The sequence below is a fragment of the Bradyrhizobium sp. genome, from assembly GCF_016462955.1.
GTDB lineage: Bacteria > Pseudomonadota > Alphaproteobacteria > Rhizobiales > Xanthobacteraceae > Bradyrhizobium.
In genome coordinates this window covers 10,564-11,779 of record NZ_JAEMSD010000187.1, presented here as the reverse complement: position 1 = coordinate 11,779, position 1,216 = coordinate 10,564, and the positions used below count along the sequence as shown (strand labels likewise).

General features: G+C 57.4%; 2 protein-coding genes and 1 pseudogene. 2 read left to right on the top strand and 1 reads right to left on the bottom strand.

Features of this window, described 5'->3' with window-relative positions; all coding sequences use genetic code 11:
• Nucleotides 1–395 (bottom strand): kinase/pyrophosphorylase (locus tag JHD07_RS19600; RefSeq protein ID WP_291624849.1); only part of this gene is annotated, 395 nt, incomplete at its 3' end.
• Between the two features lie 66 nt (nucleotides 396–461).
• On the opposite strand from JHD07_RS19600, the gene JHD07_RS19595 reads away from it, so the two are divergent.
• Both JHD07_RS19595 and JHD07_RS19590 read left to right on the top strand, forming a co-directional pair.
• Nucleotides 462–677, top strand: a complete 216-nt coding sequence (locus JHD07_RS19595) for a hypothetical protein (protein ID WP_291624847.1) — start codon at nucleotides 462–464, stop codon at nucleotides 675–677.
• A 175-nt stretch (nucleotides 678–852) separates the two neighbouring features.
• Nucleotides 853–1,216 (top strand): annotated as a pseudogene (locus JHD07_RS19590) (CopD family protein); the annotation flags it as partial.

The window sequence follows — 1,216 nt, the reverse complement described above, 5'->3', positions numbered from 1 at the left end:
GTGTAGTTCAGGGCGTCGATGCGCGTGAAATATTCCGCGTTGAGCACGTGCTGGGCACCCACCCGGCCGGTGGTCGCAGCTCCCAGATAGGCTTCGAACAGCTGCATCACCGGACCGATGATCGACAGGCTCGGAACATTGATCTCCTTGCACTTGTCCTCAAGCCGGGCGACCAGATCCTTCTCGAGCAGCGTGAACAGCACGATTCCCGGCGCTTCCTCGATCTCGTCGAGCACGCGGTCGAGCTGCTTCTGGCTGCGCACCAGCGGATAGACGTGCTCGACCGGAGTCACATTGGCGTATTGGGCCGCGACCGCACGCGCGACGGTGATCAGCGTCTCACCCGTGGAGTCCGAGACCAGGTGGAGATGGAAATAATTGTTCGAAGTCGGCACCAAAACCCTTTGTATTTCGTTGGGGTGGTTTGTGGATTTCTGTGGAGCTTAACCCCTCGGAAAGGGATGTGCGACACCGGGGGCGGGACAAGTGCCGATTTTGTTCACACCACTGCCCGGCAGAACAAGTCCGGCGCCTTGCCGCAAGAGAAGCGGGATTACGCGGACAACCCCCTTGATAAGCTGCCGAAGGAAATGCGCAAGCCTTTGAAGCCGGCTGACTTATCGGAAGTCGCCAGAGTGATCCAGGATATGTGGATCGATGTGAACAAGCGCGCGTGAACGTGCGGACGGAATTGTGTGAGTCCAATTCACGGTCACATAGACTCAAACCTTAAGAATCTAAGATTCTAGGTTTGAGGAAGGCACCTCGGACGGATATGTGTGCAGGGTAAGACCTTAACGAGTTCTTACTATCCCCAGCGTTCCGAGCTGGGCATCAAGCCGGACCGCAAAAATGTTCGAAGACGTCTATCTCTGGATCAAGGCGCTGCATGTCATCGCCGTCATCGCCTGGATGGCCGGCATGCTCTACCTGCCGCGGCTGTTCGTCTATCATTGCGAGGCCGAGATCGGTTCGAAGCAGTCGGAGACGTTCAAGATCATGGAGCGTCGGCTGCTCAAGGCGATCATCAACCCGGCCATGACCGTGACCTGGCTCGCCGGCCTTTTTCTAGCCTGGTCCGGTCATTGGTTCTCGTTCGGCTGGCTGCACGTAAAACTGGCATTGGTCCTGGTGCTGTCGGCGGTCCACGGATTTTTTTCCCGCTGGGTGAAGGATTTTGCTGCCGACCGGCGCCTGCGTAGCCAGAAATTCTATC

Bases quoted from the DNA above. Each gene is read 5' to 3' on its own strand.
- JHD07_RS19595 (WP_291624847.1), top strand. From the start codon at position 462: ATGTGCGACACCGGGGGCGGGACAAGTGCCGATTTTGTTCACACCACT.